This window comes from Plantibacter sp. CFBP 8798 (genome assembly GCF_014841195.1).
Lineage (GTDB): Bacteria > Actinomycetota > Actinomycetes > Actinomycetales > Microbacteriaceae > Plantibacter > Plantibacter auratus.
In genome coordinates, this window is the sequence record NZ_JACYTS010000001.1 from 81,270 (window position 1) to 100,444 (window position 19,175).

12 protein-coding genes are annotated in these 19,175 nt (G+C 65.6%); 4 read left to right on the plus strand and 8 right to left on the minus strand.

Annotation, left to right across the window (positions count from 1 at the left end; all coding sequences use genetic code 11):
• Positions 1–60: 60 nt before the first annotated feature.
• From IFU30_RS00440 to IFU30_RS00450, 3 genes are read right to left on the minus strand one after another with little or no spacing between them, the layout of a single operon-like run.
• Positions 61–2,313 carry a glycoside hydrolase family 3 C-terminal domain-containing protein gene (locus tag IFU30_RS00440; protein ID WP_192003946.1) on the minus strand — a complete coding sequence of 751 codons (2,253 nt, stop codon included), beginning with the start codon at positions 2,311–2,313 and terminating at the stop codon, positions 61–63.
• On the minus strand, positions 2,310–4,805 hold the full coding sequence (locus IFU30_RS00445) for an alpha-L-rhamnosidase (RefSeq protein WP_192003947.1): 2,496 nt from the start codon (positions 4,803–4,805) through the stop codon (positions 2,310–2,312). The genes IFU30_RS00440 and IFU30_RS00445 overlap by 4 nt, the downstream gene beginning before the upstream one ends.
• Before the next feature lie 27 nt (positions 4,806–4,832).
• Positions 4,833–6,185, minus strand: a complete 1,353-nt coding sequence (locus IFU30_RS00450; RefSeq protein WP_191939912.1) for an MFS transporter — start codon at positions 6,183–6,185, stop codon at positions 4,833–4,835.
• Positions 6,186–6,287: 102 nt separating this feature from the next.
• Between IFU30_RS00450 and IFU30_RS20785 the strand changes: the two genes are divergently transcribed.
• Positions 6,288–7,298, plus strand: coding sequence for a substrate-binding domain-containing protein (locus tag IFU30_RS20785; protein WP_192003948.1), 1,011 nt, complete (start codon positions 6,288–6,290; stop codon positions 7,296–7,298).
• Between the two features lie 574 nt (positions 7,299–7,872).
• Here IFU30_RS20785 and IFU30_RS00460 read toward each other — a convergent pair.
• Together IFU30_RS00460 and IFU30_RS00465 are read right to left on the minus strand one after the other, a co-directional pair.
• Positions 7,873–8,160: a hypothetical protein gene (locus tag IFU30_RS00460; RefSeq protein ID WP_192003949.1), complete on the minus strand. Its 288-nt coding sequence runs from the start codon at positions 8,158–8,160 to the stop codon at positions 7,873–7,875.
• A 142-nt stretch (positions 8,161–8,302) separates the two neighbouring features.
• A complete protein-coding gene (locus tag IFU30_RS00465) occupies positions 8,303–9,289 on the minus strand; it encodes an aromatic alcohol reductase (protein WP_206757113.1) in 987 nt (328 codons plus the stop codon).
• Positions 9,290–9,358: 69 nt separating this feature from the next.
• Here IFU30_RS00465 and IFU30_RS00470 point away from each other — a divergent pair, with 69 nt between their 5' ends.
• Together IFU30_RS00470 and IFU30_RS00475 are read left to right on the plus strand one after the other, a co-directional pair.
• On the plus strand, positions 9,359–9,742 hold the full coding sequence (locus tag IFU30_RS00470) for a MerR family transcriptional regulator (protein WP_056781292.1): 384 nt from the start codon (positions 9,359–9,361) through the stop codon (positions 9,740–9,742).
• A 145-nt stretch (positions 9,743–9,887) separates the two neighbouring features.
• Positions 9,888–11,558, plus strand: a complete 1,671-nt coding sequence (locus IFU30_RS00475; protein ID WP_192003951.1) for a CTP synthase — start codon at positions 9,888–9,890, stop codon at positions 11,556–11,558.
• 415 nt (positions 11,559–11,973) lie between these two features.
• Here IFU30_RS00475 and IFU30_RS00480 read toward each other — a convergent pair whose 3' ends face one another.
• Together IFU30_RS00480 and IFU30_RS00485 are read right to left on the minus strand one after the other, a co-directional pair.
• Entirely contained in the window at positions 11,974–14,397 is a 2,424-nt protein-coding gene (locus tag IFU30_RS00480) for a glycoside hydrolase family 2 TIM barrel-domain containing protein (RefSeq protein WP_192003952.1), read from the minus strand.
• Between the two features lie 52 nt (positions 14,398–14,449).
• A complete protein-coding gene (locus tag IFU30_RS00485) occupies positions 14,450–15,664 on the minus strand; it encodes an MFS transporter (protein ID WP_056781287.1) in 1,215 nt (404 codons plus the stop codon).
• A gap of 224 nt (positions 15,665–15,888) precedes the next feature.
• Between IFU30_RS00485 and IFU30_RS00490 the strand changes: the two genes are divergently transcribed.
• Entirely contained in the window at positions 15,889–16,839 is a 951-nt protein-coding gene (locus IFU30_RS00490; protein WP_192003953.1) for a LacI family DNA-binding transcriptional regulator, read from the plus strand.
• A 154-nt stretch (positions 16,840–16,993) separates the two neighbouring features.
• Here IFU30_RS00490 and IFU30_RS00495 read toward each other — a convergent pair whose 3' ends face one another.
• The gene (locus IFU30_RS00495; RefSeq protein ID WP_249404617.1) at positions 16,994–19,165 is read right to left on the minus strand and encodes a glycoside hydrolase family 3 protein; all 2,172 of its coding nucleotides are present in this window, start codon (positions 19,163–19,165) and stop codon (positions 16,994–16,996) included.
• Between the last annotated feature and the right edge of the window lie 10 nt (positions 19,166–19,175).

Consider the following 19,175-nt stretch of genomic DNA (forward strand, 5'->3'; position numbering starts at 1 on the left):
TCGGGATGTTCTGTGGCCGGCTGACCGGCGAGCCCTGACCGCCAGGCGGCGGCACCCTCGTCATCGTGCGGCACCCGCAGCGGATCGCGACAACTGCATCATCTGCTCGAGGGACTCCTCGGGGATGGCGCCCTGGACGAATGCGAGGAACTGCTGCATGGGCATGGATTCGACCATCTTGAGCTGGTCGGGGTTCTCCGCGGCCTGCTGGGCCTGCTCCGCGGTCATCCCCGCGGACATGCCCTGCATGAGCAAGGGTCCGACCTCGGGGTGACCGAACCAGTCGCCGACCGTGGACGCCAGGGTGAGTTCGCGGACGATCGTGTCTCCGCTCAGCGTCACGGCCGTCTCGCGGGTGATGGTGGCGGCGTCCGAGCCGACCTGGATCAGGTGGTCGCCGGCGGTGACGACCCACCGGTCGAGCTCGATGTCCCAGTAGGCGAAGGCGCGCCGATCGAGCCGCAGCGTGACCGTGGTGCTCTCGCCGGCACCGAGGTCGACCTTCGCGAAACCGCGCAGCTCTCGAATCGGGCGGCGCACCGGCGCCGGTGCCGGGGCGACGTAGAGCTGGACGACGTGCTTGCCAGTGCGCTCACCGGTGTTGGTCACGGTGACGTCGACCTCGACCTCGGCGTCACCGACGACCCGGGCGACGACGCTCTCGGTGGAGAACGTGGTGTAACTGAGTCCGTGACCGAACGGGTACCGCACCGGCACCTCCGCCGAGGTGTAGTACCGGTACCCGACGAAGACGCCTTCGCCGTACCGCACGTGGCCCTGCTCGCCGGGGAAGTTCACCCAGCTGGGGGTGTCTTCCAAACGGAGCGGGATCGATTCGGCCAGGTGGCCGGACGGGTTGACCCGGCCGAAGAGCACATCGGACACGGCTGAGCCGCTCGCCTGACCGAGCAGCCACCCTTCCAGGATCGCGTCGACCTCGTCGTGCCAGCCTTCGAGCGAGACGACGCCTCCGTTCGAGAGGACGACGACGGTCTTCGCCGCTGTCGCTGCGACCGCCTGGATGAGATCGACCTGCGGGGCCGGAAGGGCCAGGGTGTCGCGGTCGAACCCTTCGGACTCGTCGCGGTCTCCCAGCCCGACGAACAGCACCGCGACGTCTGCACGGGCGGCGACGGCGACCGCTTCGTCGAGGAGCGCGGCGGTGTCACCGGAGCCGTCCTCGGTGAACCCGGTCGCGTGCTCGATGGTCACCCCCTCCGCCCACGACTGGTCGCGGATGGCGTCGAGGGCGGCGTCGACGCGGGTGGCGTTGATGTGGGAGCTGCCGCCTCCCTGATACCGGGGTGTGGTCGCGAAGGCGCCGATCACGGCGACGCGGGCGTCCGGCCGGATGGGGAGGGTGGACTCATCGTTCTTGAGCAGCACGATCGAATCCGCCGCGACCTGTCGGGCCAGCGTGTGGTGGCCGTCCACGTCGAGATCACCGGTGGCATCGCCTGCCAGCTCGGTGAGCGCTACGACGCGGCGGACGGAGTCGTCCACGAGCGCTTCGTCGAGTCGACCGGCCAGCACGGCGTCAACGATCTGCTGGTCGGTGGCCCCTCCGCTGCCGGGCATCTCCAGGTCCATCCCGGCTGCCACACCTGCGACGCGGTCACTGACGGCGCCCCAATCGGAGACCACCGCGCCCTCGAAGCCCCAATCGGTGCGCAGAATGTCCGTGAGCAGCCATCGGTTGTGGGAGGCGTAGACCCCGTTGATCTTGTTGTACGAACACATCACGGTGGCGGGCCTGGCTTCCCGGACGACTCGTTCGAAGGCCGGGAAGTAGATCTCCCGGAGTGTGCGTTCGTCGACGTCTGCGCTGATGCGCATCCGTTCGTGCTCCTGGTTGTTCGCGGCGAAGTGCTTGACGGAAGCCCCCACCCCCGTCTCCTGCATCGCGGTGACGTGAGCGGTGCCGAGCACTCCGGAGAGGTAGGGGTCCTCTGAGTAGTACTCGAAGTTCCGGCCGCACAGCGGGCTGCGTTTGATGTTCACCCCCGGTCCGAGGACGACGGAGACTCCGAACGCCCGTGCTTCCCGGCCGACGGCGGCACCCACCTGTGCGGCGAGCTGCGGGTCCCAGCTGCTGCCCACCGCCACGGCGAGGGGGAAGCACGTCGATGGCAGGCTGTCGTTGATGCCGAGGTGGTCGGCGTCACCGGCCTGGCGTCGCACGCCGTGGGGTCCGTCGGTGAGGACGATCGATGGGATGCCCGCGTCGGACAGGCTCTTCGTGGACCAGAAGTCGGCGCCGGAGAGGAGGGCTGCCTTCTGCGCGAGGGTCAGTGCTGATGGATCGAACGTCATGCTGATGCTCCAGTGGTTGCGGCGTCGAGGGACGCTTCGATGTCGGTCTTCAGTTCCTCGGATGCGCCCGGGATGTAGTCCAGGAGGGTTCTGATGGACAGGGCCGCGGCGCCGGGGTCGTCGCCGTCCAGCGGCACGCCAGGGACGTGTCGGCCGAACGCGTCGGTGAACAGGCGCCAGGCGTTCGGGTCGGCGGCGATATCGCCCAGGGTCGAGTCCAAGTTGTACGAACCGCCCTGGCTCGCGTCGTCCACGGGGTAGTTCCACTCGTGCGACCCGGCAACGATCTCGAACACTGCCGCATCCGGGTGCAGGGGGAGCTCGACCTCGGCGGTCGTGCCGTCCGGGATGGTGACGAGCACACGGCCCTCGCCGTCGACGATCCGCCAGTCGACGAGGACGTCTCCGTGGACAGTGGTGTGTCGGAGAACGGCGGAAGTGACACCGCGGCCAGGCCGGGGTGCGATGCGCATCCTGGAGTAGCCGGGCTCGACCGGAGTGAGGCCGCCGATCGTGCGGTGCATCCAGTCGACGACGGCGCCGAGTGCATAGTGGTTCAGGGAGGTCATGCCGGACGGGTTGATGGAGCCGTCAGGACGAATCGAGTCCCACCGCTCCCAGATCGTCGTGGCCCCCATGGTTACGGGGTACAGGAACGACGGGCAGCCCGTCTCCAGGAGGAGCAGGTAGGCCGCATCGAGGTGGCCGGTCGAGGACAGTGCGTCGGTGACCAACGGGGTGCCGGCGAATCCGGTCGAGATGCGGTAGCCGGCCGCCGCGACGATCGCGGCGAGCCGGTCCCCTGCGTGGGCTCGCTGAGACTCGTCGAGGATGTCGAAGGCGATCGCCAACGCGTAGGCGGTCGCCGTCTCGTTGGCAACTCGTCCGTTCGCACTGACGTATTCGTTCAGGAAGGCGTTCCGCACGCGATCGGCCAGTGCTCGGAACTCTGCTGCATCGTCTGGTTGTTCGAGGACGCTGGCGGTGTCGGCCATCTCCCGGGTGGTCCGGCAGAGATAGGCCGCAGCGACCAGGTGCCGATCGGTCTTCCCGCCGGCCGGGTTGTCGGCCGGCGCATCGGGGTCGAGCCAGTCCCCGTACTGGAATCCGCTGCTCCACAGCCCGTTCTCGTCGAGCAGATCGGCCACCTGGCGGATGAACGCGGTCATCGAGGGGTAGGCCTCTGCGAGGATCCGCGGGTCGCCGTACTCCCGATAGAGCGTCCAGGGCAGGCTGACGGCCACGTCGCTCCACAGGGCCGTCGGCGAGGACGGCGTGGACAGGACGTCGGGGACGACCCAGGGCACGAAGCCCCGCACCGCCTGCTCGGCGGCGAGGTCGCGCAGCCAGGATCCGAGCACACCGCGGACGTCGTAGAGGAACGCGGCGGAGGGCGCGAAGGCGTTGATGTCGCCGGTCCAGCCCAGCCGCTCGTCCCGCTGCGGGCAGTCGGTGGGCACGCCGACGAAGTTGTCGCGCATCGACCAGACGGCATTCGCGTGGAGTTGGTTCAGCAGCGGATCGGACGTCTCGAGCCACCCGGTGCGCCGCATGTCGGAGTGCACGACGATCGCGCGAACCGAATCGGCGGTGAGTTCACCGGGCCACCCGTCGACCTGCACATACCGGAAGCCGTGGAACGTGAAGCGCGGTTCCCACACCTCGGGGCCACCACCGCTCAAGGTGTAACGGTCCGTCGCCCGCGCTGTGCGGATCGTCTCGTAGTCAGGCTCACCGTCGGTCATGACCTCTGCGTGGCGGAGCGCGATGGTCGTGCCGGCGGGGCCCGTGACCTGCAGTCGCACCCATCCGGAGATGATCTGGCCGAAGTCCAGCACGGTGAGACCAGCGGGTGTGGTGAGGATGTCCACCGGCGCGAGCTCCTCGATGCGCCGGATCGGCGGGGCGATGGGTTCGACGAGGGACTCCTGCGGCCAGTCCATCAGGGACACACCATCCCAAGCACTGTCGTCGAAGCCCGGCGCGTCCCACCCTGATGGCTCCAGGCGCGCGTCGAACTCCTCACCGTCGTAGATGCTGTCGGTCAGCCCCCCACCGGTGCTGGATCGGAAGGTGTCGTCGCTCACGATCACCTCGGTGCTGCCGTCGGCGTATTCGAGCTCGAGCTGCAACCAGCCGGCGGGTCGCTCCGAGTAGTGGTGGCGCTTGCCCTCCCACCCGAGTCGCCCCAGCGCCCACCCCTCGCCCACGACGGCACCGATAACGTTGCCGCCTATGCGGATGCGATCGGTCACCTCGTGGCTGCTCACCACGAGGCGGTGACGATAGGACGTCCAGCCCGGAGTGAGGACCTCATCACCGACCACTGATCCGTTGAGGTGGGGTTCGATCAACCCCACGGCGGTGACTCGCAGTGTCGCGGCAGCAGGTTGTCTCGTGAGCGTGAATTCCTTGCGAAGGTACGCGGCAGGGCCCTCGGGCGCTGGACTGGGGGTGGCTGAAGTGATGAAGGACGCGGTCCAGGTCGACATGGTGGCTCCTCGAGCGGTGGTGACGGGCTATCGGACGGATCGGATTCTCAGGACCACGAGCCCTCCGAGCAGGGTGAACGCTGCGGCGATGATGTAGAGCAGTGTGTAGTTCTTACCGCCGCCGGCGGTCACGCCGATCGCGAGGAAGACGGGCGCGATGAACGGCGCGACAGCTTGCGGGATCGACACGGCGAAGCCGATGATCCCCATGTACCGCCCGGCGTTGGTGGCCTTCTCCGGCAGGACGTCCAGGATCAGCGCCTGATCGACCGCGGCGAACATCCCGATGCCGACCGACGTGATCAGCGACCCGGTGTACAGCACCGGGACGTCGGATGCCAGGGCCATCACGATCGCGCCGACGGCGAACAGCACGGCGCCGAGGAGGACGAAGACGCGTCGGCGGCGGACCTTGTCCGACAGGAACCCGCCCCCGATCGCGCCCAGGGTCGTCGCTCCGATCCCGAACAGGCCGAGGGTGGCGATGATCGGTGCGACCTCGGTCACCTCGACGCCGAGCCGTGAGGCGAAGAAGAACGCGGTGAAGGTCGTGTTCAGGGTGAGACCGAAGTAGAAGAGGAACCGCCCCAGCCAGACCAGCGAGAAGTCCGGGAACCGCCGCGGGTTGTACAGATACTTACTGAACAAGGTCTTCGGCGAGAGCCGCTCATCGAAGCGGGCCCCCCGCGTGTCCGGTTCCCGCGTGAAGAGCACGAACATGGCGACGAAGATCACTCCGACGAGCCCCGGGAGCAGGAAGAGGAGCAGAGCGTTCCCGGAGAACGACCCGGCGATCACGACACCGAACACCGGCGCCACCTGGGTCGCGAACCCCGCGAGTCCGGCGACCTTGCCACGCTGTGTTTCAGACAGCTTGTCCGCCATCGACGTCTGCAGATTCTGCAGCACCTGACCCCAGCCGATCTGCGCGAGAACCCAGCCGAAACCGAGCACCAACACGGATGGAGCGAGCGCCATCACCACGAGGGAGACCACACCCAACACCGTGCCCGCGATCATGAACGGACGACGACGCCCGATCCGCGTACGCGTGCGGTCGCTGAGCACCCCGAACAACGGAGCGGTGAGCATCACGACGAGGGCACCCGACCCGGTGATGTAGCCGAGGTACTCGTCACGGCCGGGAGCAAGCTCCGAGAGGCGGATCGCCAGGGAGATCGCCAGCGGAGTGATGAAGGCGACGAAGACGCCGAACTGCCCCAGTACCTGGAACCAGATGTAGGACGGGCTCGCCTGCGGCTCGGCCCGGGTGGGTGCGCTGTCGATGACCTCCTCGACGGCTGCCGGCGCTGCAGGGAACGGCTGGGCGGGGGCAGCGGACGCTCGCGGCGTCTCGTTGCGTGGGGGCTCGTGTGTCATGGGGACTCCGTTGTCGAAATGGCGCCGGGTAGCGCGCGCTAGTTGAGCACTCTAGTCCGGTCGAACTAGCACGCGCAAGCACAAGTACGGCAGAGTGGTCCGGTGAGCGATCCCCTCGTGAAGAAACGCCCAACGGCCGCCGACGTCGGACGCGAAGCCGGAGTGTCGCGCGCGACCGTCGGGTTCGTCTTCAACCAGACCGCCGGACAGACGATCTCGTCGAGTACCCGCGCACGCGTGTTGGAGGCGGCCGAGCGGATCGGCTACCGGCCGCACGCCGGAGCGCAGGCACTCGCCCGAGGGGCGAGCCGCATCGTCCTCCTCGTCCTCCCCGACTGGCCTGTCGGCGCGAGCATGCAGCGGTTGATCGAGGCAGCCAGCAGCGTGCTCGACGATGCCGGGTACACCCTGGTGACGTATACGCCTCGCCGCGAAAGCGCCGTTCGGCCACTGTGGGAGCTGCTCGAGCCGGAGGTCGTGATGGGGTTCGCCCCGTTCACGCCGGAGCAACTCGTGAGCATGCGCGCTCAGGGCATCAATCACATCTTCCCCGACGACATCGGCGGCAGCGCCTCACCCGAAACGGGACCTGCCGAGCAACTCAGGTTCCTGCACGGCCTCGGACACCGCCGCATCGCTTATGCCTCGACGGCTGATCCCCGGCTGACTGATCTCGCCAGCGTGCGCGTCCAGGCAGCTCAGCAGCACGAGCAACGACACGACCGGGTTCCACTCGACGTGCGGACACTGGCCGGGCAGGACGATGCGATCGAAGCGGTCCGTGACTGGCGCGCCGCCGGAGTCACCGCCGTAGCCGCCTACAACGACGACGTCGCGGCCCTCATCGTGGGAGCGGCTCTGCGACTCGGCCTCAGCGTGCCGAACGATCTCTCCGTGATCGGCCACGACGACGCACCGATCGCAGCCCTCTTCGTCCCCTCCCTGACGACCGTGCGCCGCAACGAAGAAGCCGACGGCGCGAACTTCGCAGCCGTCGCGATCGCCCAAGCCAGCGGGACCGAGCTGCCGGATCTCTCCGAAGCGGTCCTGGAACAGGTCATCGTCCGTGACTCCTGCGCCGCGATACCCGCCTCGGACCAGCTCGTTCGCTGAACGGCGGGCGACCTCGCGAAACGCGGTCCTACCTACATGTGAACGCGCACGCAAAGTGTCGCCACGGTCCCGCTGAATCAGCGGGTTTCCAACGTAAAGTGTCGCCGGCGTTTCCAACACAACGTGTCGCTCCGAACATGCCCGCGTGATTCCGCGGATCTGAGGACGGGCTGGGGGCATTTGGTGGCGCCCTCCGCCGAGGCCCGGCCTGGAGTGACCGGTCTGCATAGTTGTCGCGCTCGACAGTAGCGCGGCCCCACACTCACCGTCAGGATGTGTGCCGCGACATCGCAGATCTTCGCTCGAACTCGACGGCCCTGAAACACCTAGACCGTTGACCCCAACCCGCCGAGCCACGTAGTGGTTCACCGGCAACCGTCCTGCAACTCGTTGTTCATGGGGCGTCTCGCGGGTCATCCTCTAGGAGGCCGCGAACGCTCCTCCTCCTCCGTTCCGCTAACGGTTGCGCCGGACAACGAAGGCGACTAACCGCTATTTGATGGAAGCGAGAGCAGTCGCATCCAGGCGCCTGCAGGGCCGCGACTGGAGTGAAGCACGATTCGTTTCCCCGGGGCTAGCTGGTGGCAGTCACCATGTTGAGTTCGTCGGCTTCTTCTTCCGTGACGATTCCGACGAGCTCGGCTATCTTCACGGCAATGTCCTCCATTGGCTCTTCGGCCGTGCTGAATCCACCTCGCGACGCAAGGGTGGGGGTGACTTGATCGAGCTCCTCGAATGTCACACCGTGCATGACCGGGACGAGGATTTGCGATGGGACATTGGACATCGCCCCGCCTCCTTCGGTCAGGAACAGCCCCGTGGCGAGCGTGCTGTATCGCACGTCCCCTTCGGTGAAGGTCAACCGGGCGTGGAATATGACATCTTCACCTGGAAGACATAAGACAGCTACTTGTGAACGCGCGCGCAAAGTGTCAAGCAGTGCGCCCCGCGTGGAGTGCTCATGGGCGCCTCCTCTCGAGCTCTACGCCGCTTGGATCCGGTACTCAGGCGACGAGGTTCTGCTGGGCCCACTCCCGGAGCGTTGTAGTCGGGATCGACCGGCCCTCGTTAAACGTGTCGCTCTTGTCCCAGGCTACGCCTCGCCCCTGCGCGAACACGGCGCGGTACTTCCGGGTCATGTTGTCTGGGTCTTTCGCCAGCTCGTTCATAAGCGACAACTCTGTCCAAACTGCAAGTTCGAACGGACGACCAAGGACTGCTTCCAGGGTTTCAGCGACCTGGCGATACGTGATCGTGTCGCCTGCTACGTAGACGATCTCGTTGCGGATCCGGGGCTCCTCGAACAGAATCTCCGCCGTGAGTGCTCCGATGTCTTCCGGCGTGGTCACCGTGACCGCGGTGTCGGGGCTGCCGAGCGCGTTGACGGTGTGGTTCGGCAGGTCGACCATTCCTGAGCCTGGCTCGAAGAGGTAGTTCATGAACATGCCGGTGGAGATGATCACCCACTCGGTGTCGTGCTGCGCCCTGAGCAGATCTCGCACGTCGAGTTGCGAGTCGAAAATGTCCTGTGGACTGCCACGCCCGATCACATCGAAGTCGACGCCGAACTGCCACGGGAAGTACCGCGGAATCTTCGCCTGCAAAGCGGCCTGTGCGACTTTCATCGGAGTTTCAACGCCGGCTGTGATCCCGGTGCAGCCGATCACGGTGTCATATTCCGCGAAGATGGCCGCGAGTTCATCGATTGACTGCCCAACGAGATCCCCTTGAACGATGCCGACTCCCAAAGCGCGGATCTCAGCGACGTTGCGCTGCTTTGCGGGAGTGGTGGAGTCGATCGTGTTCGACCGCAGGAGCACATCGACGGACGCTTCCGGAGCTGGTGAGGCGCGCCTCACGACGTTGCGGAGGACCGGCATGCCGAGTTCTCCTGCTCCGATGACGAGAATGTTCCGCGAGGGGGCGCTGGAGGCGGTCGCCGACATAGGTGTGTCCTTCCTTTGGTCGCCCAACGGTTGGGCGACCATCATGTCAGCCAGCGTAAAGTTTGACACCAGTGTCAATGTCAACTCCGGGTGCGGTGAAGGGATGGCTGAAGGATGAAGATCGGTGAAGCGGCTGCTGTGGTCGGCGCTCCGACGCGCATGCTGCGCTACTACGAACAACAAGGACTGATCCAGTCGACGCGATCGGCGAACGGCTACCGCGAGTACTCCGACGAGCAGGTCGAACACGCCCGCCATGTCCGCGCCCTGGTCCAAGCCGGCTTGTCCACACGCATGATCAAAATCGTTTTGGACATCGAAGCACCACAGCCGGGACAGCAGTCTGCCTCGTGCAGTCGCGCATTGGCGGAGGATCTGGCACGAGAATTGCGCGTCGTGGAAGACAGGATCGTGTGTCTTGAGAAAAGCCGTGACGCGGTCATCCACTACCTCCAGCACACCGACCACGCCGATCTGCTGTCGCCCGCGCGGCCCTGAACCGTCGCTGCCAGAGGAATCCCGGCGCACGGTGCAGACACTGATCGAGCGCTGAACTAACCGCGGCGTGAAGTTAGTATGGAATCCCGTGGCGAATACTCAAAGCAACGGAACCAGCACCCCGCCCTCGATCTCAACTCCCAGAGTGACGAAACAGATCTTCGTCACGGGCGGGGTCGTCTCCTCGCTCGGCAAAGGCCTGACGGCGGCCAGCCTCGGCAACCTGCTCACGGCCCGGGGTATCAACGTCGTGATGCAGAAGCTCGACCCGTACCTCAACGTCGACCCGGGAACGATGAATCCGTTCCAGCACGGTGAGGTCTTCGTGACCGACGATGGAGCCGAGACGGATCTCGACATCGGGCACTACGAACGCTTCCTTGGCATCAACCTCAACCAGGGCGCGAATGTCACGACCGGCCAGATCTACTCGACGGTCATCGCGAAGGAGCGCCGCGGCGAGTACCTCGGGGACACCGTCCAGGTCATCCCGCACATCACCGACGAGATCAAGCGCCGCATGCGGTTGCAAGCTTCCGATTCCCCCCAGCCCGACGTCATCATCACCGAGGTCGGCGGCACGATCGGCGACATCGAGTCCCAGCCGTTCATCGAGGCGGCCCGACAGGTGCGTCACGAGCTCGGCCGTGACAACGTCTTCTTCGTACACATCTCCCTCGTGCCGTACATGGGCACTTCTGGTGAGCAGAAGACCAAGCCAACACAGCATTCGGTGGCACAGCTCCGCTCCCTTGGAATCCAACCTGACGCGCTCGTCCTGCGCAGCGACCGTCCAGTCAGCGGGTCGAACAAGACGAAGATCGCCCTGATGTGCGATGTCGACGAAAACGCCGTGGTGAACGCCATAGACGTGCCGTCGATCTATGACCTACCGACGCTGCTCCATGACCAGAGCCTCGACCAGGTCATCATCGACGCACTGCAGCTCGACGCGCATGACATGGACTGGTCGGCTTGGAAGCCGGTTCTTGATGCCGTGCACGAGCCGGAGGGGGATGTCACCATCGCCCTGGTCGGCAAGTACATCGACTTGCCAGATGCGTACCTGTCCGTCACCGCAGCCCTCCGGGCGGGCGGCTTCGCACACCGCACCACGGTGAATCTGAAGTGGATCGCTTCGGACGACTGCATCACAGCGGAGGGCGCCGCGGAGCAGCTCGGCGACGTGGACGGCATCTGCGTGCCCGGCGGGTTCGGTGTGCGCGGCATCGAGGGCAAAGTCGGAGCGCTGAAATTCGCTCGCGAACAGGGCATCCCGACGCTTGGCCTGTGCCTCGGGATGCAGTGCATGGTCATTGAATACGCCCGCCACGAAGCCGCCCTGCCGGAGGCCTCGAGCACCGAATTCGACCCGGAGACATCGACCCCGGTCATAGCGACCATGGCCGCGCAGGTCGACATCATCGCGACGGGCGAGCTGGGTGGCACGATGCGCCTTGGGCTCTATCCGGCTTCGTTCACGACGGGCTCTCTAGCCGCCGACCTGTACGGCGCTGTGACAGCATCCGAGCGGCACCGTCACCGCTACGAGGTCAACAACACTTACCGTGATCAGATCGCGGCGGCCGGACTCGCTTTCTCCGGCACATCACCTGACGGCACTCTCGTCGAGTACGTCGAGCTCGACCGCGGCGTGCACCCGTTCTACATCGGTACCCAGGCACATCCTGAACTCCGCTCTCGCCCGACCAACCCACACCCCTTGTTCGCAGGACTGGTCGGCGCGGCCATGACGAGGCGTGACTCATCCAGACTCTTCACTCGAGAGATCAACTCAGAACAGATCCAAGCGTGATGATCCTCTGCAAGGACACCCACCCGACTGTCGTGCTCGACACGAGCGGCACCTTTCCCTCCGCTCGGATCCGCACCAGCCGGATGGCCGAACCCTTGCGAGGCTCGCTCGTCCCGCGAAGCCGGCATCGCCCATGTGAGGAGCGCCCTAGGTTCGAGTGGCCGCGCCCATCTCCCACCTCGCCGCGGAGAAGCTCGCTGTCGTCGCTCAGGCCAGCAGTCGGGACAGCCGCTCAGAATGAGCACCGTATTCGAGGGCATCTGGCGTCGCGGTGAAGAGCGCCCGGTGATCCCCTCGATCCCAACCAGACACCCCATACAGCTGGCCACCGCAGGCCGCATCAAGACCGACGGTCGTTGCTAGCCGGGCGCAGGGGTGGTCAGTGCTTCATGGGTGCACTGACCACCCGTCGTGCTCACCGGGCCGTGAGATTCACGTACTGCGGCGGAAGGCCCGCCGCCGCAGCGCGCACGGTGATCGTCCCGGGGCCGGTTGGACGGATGATGGCCAGTGCCCGTCCGTCGTAGGTGGTCCGGGTCGCTGCCGCGAACGCTTCTGTGGTGTCAGGTTGAGCGCTCCCGAAGCCGGCGAGGATTCCGGGCCCTTCGATCTCCACCGAGACGGCCGTGGTGACGTCGGTCGCGATGGTGCCCACCTTGTCGGAGAGTTCGACGCTGAGGTAGGCGAGATCGGTGCCGTCGGCGGTCAGCTCGGTGCGATCGGCGGTGAGAGCGAGTTGGATAGTGTCGCCGCGAGTATGCAGGGTGCTGACGCCGATTTCCTTCCCGTCTCGGATCGCGATCGCCGTGAGTTCGCCCGGGTGGTATTCGGTTTCGAACTTCGCGATGCACGCCTTTTGGGCTCCGACCTGAGCGCGTCCGATGATTGTGCCGTTGAGGCGGAGTTCGACTTCGTCGGCATCGCTGTAGACGTCGACATTGATCGGTGACCCGGGCGGGACAGCCCAGCTCCAGCTGCTGATGGCGTCATCCCAGGACCAGCCGCCCACGAAGACTTCGCGTCCATGATGTTCGGGGCGCTGGACAGCGATGTATGGTTCGTCTCGCAGTCCCCAGATCGTCTCTTGCCAGAACGACACGGGGCGACGATTCCCGAGGATGTCGATCGTCCCGGACTGTGCAAGCATCCAGGGATAGGGGGAGCTCGTGCCTGTCGGCACATCAGCGTCGTCCGGGTAGACCGGTCGACCGATGCTCGCTTCCCCGATGTAGTCCCAAGCGGTCCAGGCGAAGTCACCGATCACCGTCGGGTGCTGCTCGACCAGCGGCCAGATCCGGTCGAGCGCGCGCGGGAAGGTCTCGGATCCTACGAGGATGCGGTTCGGGTGATGCTCGGCGTCGATCGCGTAGCGGGCTTCGGCGTAGTTGATCCCACTGACGTCGAGCTGCGACTGGGATTCTTCGATTCGATCGGAGACCAACGCCGTGGAGCCGAGCGTGTTCATCATGTCTTCCATCGACCCCATGAGCGCGTTGATGTTCATCGGGGTGTCGCCCGAGGCCATCTGTGCGGCGAAGACGTCCATGGTGGCGACCATCCCGTTGATGGCATTGGTGATGAGTCGCGAGTCGTCGAGCGAGCGCACTTTCTCTGCAAGCGCCCGCCCCCAAGTAGATCCGATAGCGCTGCCGGTCTCGAAGATCTCGTTGCCGGTCGAGTACATGATGACGCTTGGGTGATTGAAGTCCTTGGCGACCATCGACTCGACGTCTCGTTCCCACCACTCCGGGAAGTCGAGCGAGTAGTCGAAAGCGGTCTTGCTCTTCGTCCATACGTCGGACACTTCGTCCCAGACAAGGAGCCCGTGGCGGTCACAGGCGTCGAGAAAGGCACGGCTGATGTTGTTGTGGGAACTACGGACGGCGTTGTAGCCCGCCGCCTTGAGCAGTTGCACGCGACGCTCCTCCGCGCGCGGGTGGGCTGCACTGCCGAGCGGGCCGTTGTCGTGGTGGATGCAGCCACCCCGAAGCTTCACCGAGCGCCCGTTGATCCGCAGACCATGCACCGGATCGACGGTGACGGATCGTACACCGAAGACGGATTCGTCCTCATCGAGCAGGGTGTCGCCCTCTCGCACCCGAGTGTGCGCGGTGTGCAGTCGCGGGTCGTCGACATTCCAGAGTGCTGGCTCGGAGAGGTAGTGACGGAGGTGCACTCGTCCAGTCGTCCCGGGGAGCAGGGTGATCGGCGCGGTCTGCAGGCTGAGCACCACATCGGCATCGTCGCGGATCTCTGTTTCGACCCGGACGGTGCGCGTGTGACGGGTCTCGTTGGCGACCTCGACGGTGGTGATCACGGATGCCAGGTCGGGCTCGATGACGGGGGTGGTGATGCGCACACCATCGAGCGGGATGTGCACCGGCTCGGCGGTGACGAGCCACACGTTGCGATAGAGACCGGCGCCGGCGTACCACCGGCTGTCTTCGTGGGTACGGACCTCAACGCTGATGGTGTTCGCCTCACCGAACCGGAGAAACGGGTCCAGCGCAACGGAGAACCCGACGTACCCGTTCGGGCGCTGAGCGGCGAAGTCGCCGTTGACGTACACGACAGCATCACGGTAGGCGCCTTCGATGTCGAGGACGATGCTCTGATCACGCCATTCCGCCGGCACATCGATGGTCTTGGTGTACTCGAGGTGCGCGCTCGGGTAGTAACCGGTGTGACTGCCATTAGGGCTGTCTGCGGACCGCGGCAGGTCTCGGAGGCCGTCGTGCGGGAGCGTGACGGCCGTCTTGGCTGATCCGCCGCTGAAGGCGTCGAAGGGCGAACCCTTGTGACCGACGGTCCAGTCTCTGTTGAAGGGTGTGCGGATCATGCGTGTGCCTTTCTGGCGATGTGCGATAGGTGGTCGGATGCGGGATCGGTGGTCACCGAACGCTCTTGATGAATCGGACGCTGATGGCACCGAGGATGACGGCGACGATGGTCACGATGAAGAGCGGCTGGTAGAGCCCGGTCGCCGCGACAACGGCGCCGGCCAGAACGGGGGCGATCACCTGCGGTCCGGCATTGGCGACGTTCATCACGCCCAGATCCCGTGCGGCGTTGTCCATATTCGGGAGGACTCGGGTGATCAGCGATTGGTCGACGGCGAGGTAGACGCCGAAGGCGATACCGAAGATGCCGCTGGCGATGAAGGCGCCGGTGAGCGTGGGCACCAGGAGGTAGACGAGGGCGCCCGGGGCGAAGAGGAGACTCGACAGGCCCACGAACACACGGATTCGTCCGAATCTGTCCGACAGCCACCCGCCGATGATCGAGAAGACGAGGAGTCCGAGCGTGCTCACTCCCTGCACAGCGACGAGGACGGCGGCGGCTTCCGTGACCGTACCCACACCGATGTAGTCAGCGAGGATGTACAGCTGCATGCCGGACATGAAGTTGTAGCCGAAGATGATCAGGAACCGGCCGGCGAACGTCCACCAGAAGTCCGGGGCACTCCGGAAACTGGGGAAGCGAGCCGCCGCCCGACGCTCGGCCTTGGAGGCGTGAACCGCGGCACGGACCGGCACGTAGTCCTTCGTCGTCAACGCGAAGATCGTCCCAAGGACGAGCACAACCGCAGCGATGCCCACGTACCCTACGAAGAGGTTCGTCGTCAGGCCGGCGATCGTGATCCCTCCGAATGCACCAAGGATCGACGACGCTCCGACCAATCCGGACATGGTCCCCCGGTTCCGGATCGGGACGCGTTCGGGGAGAACGGCGGTCAGGGCCGCCTGCAAACCGCTCAGAGGCCACATCGCGATCGCCCACGTGATGGCGAGGACGAGCGGGCTCGGGCTGCTGGCGGTGACGAGCAGGGCGAGGGCCGCGGCGACCGCGGATCCCAAGATCCAGATGTTGCGCCGGCCAAGGAAACGGCTGCTCGTCTTGTCTGAGAGGAGTCCGAGCAGTGGCTGCGCCACCAAGCTCGAGATCGCACCAGCACTGATCACGAGGCCCAGCATGCCGGCTGCCCCGGTCGTCTCTCCGAGCAGCTCGGCGACCTGTCTGCCGAGCATCACCTGAAGCACACCGCCCCAGACGACGTTGACGCTGATCATCGCCAGCGGATAGATGACCCAGAGCCATCGGCTCATGTGCTGGGGACCCGTCGATGGCTCGAGAAGGGCATCCGGTGTCACTGGTGATCCAGGTACAGCGGCTTGATGAGGGCCGGTTTCGGGTTGAACGCTGTTGGTCGACATTGGGGATCTCCACGGCTCTGTGAGGGAAACGCTTACGCGCGTTATCGCCTCATCTAACATCATCTGATTACGCGCGTCAACTACACTGGTCAGACAGACACAAGGGGGAACGCGGGATGGCAGTCACGAGCGATGACGTTGCACGCGCTGCGGGGGTATCTCGGCCGGCAGTCAGTCAGATCCTGAACGGGCGAGGACGGTTCGCTCCGGAGACCATCCGACGAGTGGAAGAGATGGCTGCGGCCATGAACTACCGCCCGTCAGCGGCCGCTCGGACGCTTGCCACCGGAACGAGCGACGTCGTCGTCGCTCTCGTGCCCAACACCACGTTCGGCACCAATCTGCAAGACGTCATCGACGTGCTCACCGCAGAGCTCGCTCAAGTCGGCCTGACGCTCGTTCTGCGTTTCGCGAGTTCTCCCGTGGAACTGCTCGAGCACTTCGTCACGACCGTTCGACCGCGCGCATTGATCGCGCCCTTCGTCGCTGCCACGGCTGCGGAGCGGAAGTTCATAGAAGGCAGCGGGGTTACCCTGATCGATCTGGCCGCGGGAGAGGATGTGAACTATCGCATCGGTCAAATGCAAGGCGAGTATCTGGTATCGAAGGGGCACCAGGCGCTCGTCTACGCGCACCTGCACGACGCCCGCATCGACGTGTACGGCGACATGCGGGAACGAGGACTCGCCGATTCCTGCCGCGAGCACGCGATTGCAGCGCCGAAATCGATTCGGCTGTCTGTCGACCTGGTGGACGCAGTGTCCGTCTTGCGCGACCTTCCTACCGGAGTGGCCATCGCCTGCTACAACGACGACGTGGCTATCGCGCTCCTCGCCGCAGCACGAGAACTCGGACGTCGCGTTCCGGAGGATGTCGCTCTGCTTGGAGTGGACGCGACTCGGATCGGTGCCCTCATGTCGCCCCGGCTGACCACCATCGCGGTCGACACGACGACCGCTTTGCACGCAATGGTCGACAACATCGTGAGCCAGCTGTCCGGTTCTGTTCCCGTCGACTCCCTCGCGGATCGACTTGTGCTCAACGTCGTACACGGCGGCTCCGCCTGACGGCGGGCACTGAGATGCCCCATTGGTCACCAGGTTGCTTGCCCAGTCGGATCTCGCTTTCTCGGCCAGGGTGGCGCAGCGACCGAAACTCGTCCTGCTAGCCGCGGCGCCGGCCAGCCAGGACGGAAGCCGTGCGCCGCGGTGGCGATACTCGTCAGGAGCGCGCTAGATGCAGCCCTACCGATACGGCGTCGTGGTCGCCCGAGTACGCTGCTGCCTCGATGCGAACACTGTCTGCGGCAGGCGCGAACCCGGCGTCTGTCCATCGCTGAAGTGGACGGGTGGAACCCGCGAGGCGGACCGTCCGGGTCTTTCCTGCCTCAAGCGTCAGCGGAGCGAATCCGACGAGGACCCTCTGTGGAAAGTCCGGAGCCTCGACCGCAGCGTAGAGCTGCACCACGTGTCGTCCGGGACGTTTACCGGTGTTCCGGACGGTGACGAAGGCGGAGAATTCCTCGCCGTCGACGTCGCCGAGCTCAATCGTCTCGATGTCGAACGAGGTGTACGACATACCGAAGCCGAGAGGGAAGGCGGCCTGGTGGCCGTCCCGGTCGAGCAGTCGCTGACCGTGCCAACGGTCGTAGGTGATGGCGGCGGCGTCGATGTCGAACGGGGGGAGGTGGTCTTCACTGGTGGGAATCGAATACGGGAGTCGTCCGGTTGCATCGCGTTCGCCGAGGATGACGTCCGCCAGTGCCGTGCCGCCTTCGCTGCCGCTGTACCAGCCGACGAGCACGGCGGGGACAGCGTCGCGCCATTCTTCCGTGATCACCGCACCGGCGGTGACGATGACGACGACGGTCCGCGGATTCGCGGCCGCGGTCGCTCGGATGATCTCGGCATCGACTGGGCGGACGCGGAGGGAGCGCCGGTCACCGCCGAGCGCTGTTCCCATGGTGTGCTGCGAGTCGCCTGCGCCGGCCATGAGTGCGGCGAGGTCCACGCCCTCGGGAGCTGGTGGAAACAGGTTCAACAGCTCGGGCTGTGATGTGAGATCGCCCATGTATTCACCTTCGTCGGCCGCGGTGTATCCAACGACAACGATCGCCACATCGGCTCCTGCTGCCGCGATAGCGGCTGCTTGTGGGTCGTCCTCGCCGGCGAACGTCACCGTAGCGTCCGGCAGCGCGGCCTGCAGACCGCGCAACGGCGTGATGACCTCGGGTGAGCGGACATTCGAGGAACCGCCGTCGCCCGTGTTCGGCAGGTCGGCGAGACGCCCGATGACCGCAACCCGATCCAGCCCCTCACGGTTCAGCGGGAGGAGCGGTGCACCGTTGACGTGGTCGTTCTTGAGGAGCACGATCGCCGTCGCGGCGGCCTCCCGCGACAGTGCACGGTGCTCGGGCGAAAAGACGACCTCGAGGCCTGGCTCCGCATCGAGCGGCCGAGCGAAGAATGCGAGCTGCGTCGCGAGGATCCGACGTGCCGCCCGATCGACGTCGGACCACACCACTCGACCCGCTTCGAGGTCGGCAGGCAGTTGCCCGGCCCGCTGCTGTCGGAACGGCTCTTCAACGTCGAGACCGGCTCGGAGGGACTTGGCCGCGTCGCGCAGGCCGAAGATGAAGTCGGAGACGGTGACGCCGGCGAATCCCCACTCTTCGCGGAGAATGCCCTCCATGAGTCGTTCGTTCTCGCCTGCCCACTCGCCGTTAACGCTGTTGTATGCGGTCATGATGCCGTCGACACCTGCCTCGACGACGCGGCGGAAGTGCGGCAGATACACCTCGTGCAAGGTGGCATCATCGGCCGTGACGTCGATCGTGAACCGGGCGTTCTCCATCGAGTTCAGCGCGTAGTGCTTCGCAACAGCCATGGCGTGCCGACGGACACCGCGGGTCAGCGCCACCCCGAACTCCCCGAGCAGCAGACTGTCCTCGCCGTACGTCTCCTGGGCCCGCCCCCAGGCAGGGTGCCGAGGGAGGTTGATGCAGACGCCTCCGAAGAAGTTCGCTCCCTGTGCCCGCATCTCGGCGCCGATCGCCGTTCCGATGCGTTCCTCCAGGTCGACATCCCAGGTGGCGCCGCGCGCCATCGCGACCGGGAATGCTGTGGAGTTGCCCATGACGACGCCCCGCGGCCCGTCGCTGAACCGCAACCCAGGGATCCCGAGTCGATCCACGCGTCCCATGATGATCGGCCGCATGTTGTAACCAGCGCTCATCTCGCCCATGCCGGGCCAGAACTCATCATCCCCGTCAAGCAGCCACAGCTTCTCCTCGTCCGTCAGCAACGCGAGCAGCGCGTCCACTTCGGTAGCAAGCTCGGCACCGCTCTTGACGCGTTCGAGACTGCGCGAGAACTCCGTCGTCTTCGTCGACATCACAAAACCT

Excerpts from the sequence above, each read along its gene's own strand:
- IFU30_RS00440 (WP_192003946.1), bottom strand. The coding sequence starts at position 2,313 with ATGACGTTCGATCCATCAGCACTGACCCTCGCGCAGAAGGCAGCCCTC.
- IFU30_RS00445 (WP_192003947.1), bottom strand. The coding sequence starts at position 4,805 with ATGTCGACCTGGACCGCGTCCTTCATCACTTCAGCCACCCCCAGTCCA.
- IFU30_RS00450 (WP_191939912.1), bottom strand. The coding sequence starts at position 6,185 with ATGACACACGAGCCCCCACGCAACGAGACGCCGCGAGCGTCCGCTGCC.
- IFU30_RS00465 (WP_206757113.1), bottom strand. The coding sequence starts at position 9,289 with ATGATGGTCGCCCAACCGTTGGGCGACCAAAGGAAGGACACACCTATG.
- IFU30_RS00470 (WP_056781292.1), top strand. The coding sequence starts at position 9,359 with ATGAAGATCGGTGAAGCGGCTGCTGTGGTCGGCGCTCCGACGCGCATG.
- IFU30_RS00480 (WP_192003952.1), bottom strand. The coding sequence starts at position 14,397 with ATGATCCGCACACCCTTCAACAGAGACTGGACCGTCGGTCACAAGGGT.
- IFU30_RS00485 (WP_056781287.1), bottom strand. The coding sequence starts at position 15,664 with ATGAGCCGATGGCTCTGGGTCATCTATCCGCTGGCGATGATCAGCGTC.
- IFU30_RS00490 (WP_192003953.1), top strand. The coding sequence starts at position 15,889 with ATGGCAGTCACGAGCGATGACGTTGCACGCGCTGCGGGGGTATCTCGG.
- IFU30_RS00495 (WP_249404617.1), bottom strand. The coding sequence starts at position 19,165 with ATGTCGACGAAGACGACGGAGTTCTCGCGCAGTCTCGAACGCGTCAAG.